The sequence below is a fragment of the Clostridium puniceum genome, from assembly GCF_002006345.1.
Lineage (GTDB): Bacteria > Bacillota > Clostridia > Clostridiales > Clostridiaceae > Clostridium > Clostridium puniceum.
The window spans coordinates 1-556 of record NZ_LZZM01000162.1 but is presented as its reverse complement, the minus strand read 5'-3'; the positions used below and the strand labels follow the sequence as shown (position 1 = coordinate 556).

Here is a 556-nt window from a genome sequence, read left to right as displayed (position 1 = left end):
CAATCATCAGCATATCGCACTAAAAATATTTGCTTAAAATTCTTGCGTTTCAAAGCATCATATCTATGTTTTTTTCCTATTACCTTCATTCTTTTCTTTTCATAGAATTCTGTTATGAATTCATCGAACTTAGTAAGATAAGCATTCGCTAATAATGGTGACAGAATAGCTCCTTGAGGAGTTCCCATATCATTTATTTCCGCTTCATTAATAATACCTGCTTTAAGCATTTCTTTAATTATCATTAAAAGTCTTCTATCTCTTAAGCCCATGCTCCACAGAATTTTTAATAGTTTTCTATGATTAACTCTATCAAAGAATTTTGATATATCGCCTTCTATTACCCAATGAATGTTTACCCATTTAGCAATATGCGAGACTCGTTCCAATGCATGAGCACTGCTTCGCATCGGTCTAAATCCATAACTATGCTCAAAGAATTGTGCTTCTAAAATAGGTTCTATAACCATTCTTATGCATTCTTGAATAATGCGGTCTTCAATATTAGGTATTCCTAATGGTCTTTTCTCTTTCTTGCCTAATTTGGATATAAAAA

The 556-nt window shown here is 32.0% G+C and carries 1 protein-coding gene; it reads right to left on the bottom strand.

The features are described 5' to 3' along the window. A partial coding sequence (locus CLPUN_RS12705) for a reverse transcriptase/maturase family protein (RefSeq protein WP_198944328.1) occupies positions 1-556 on the bottom strand: 556 nt, incomplete at both ends.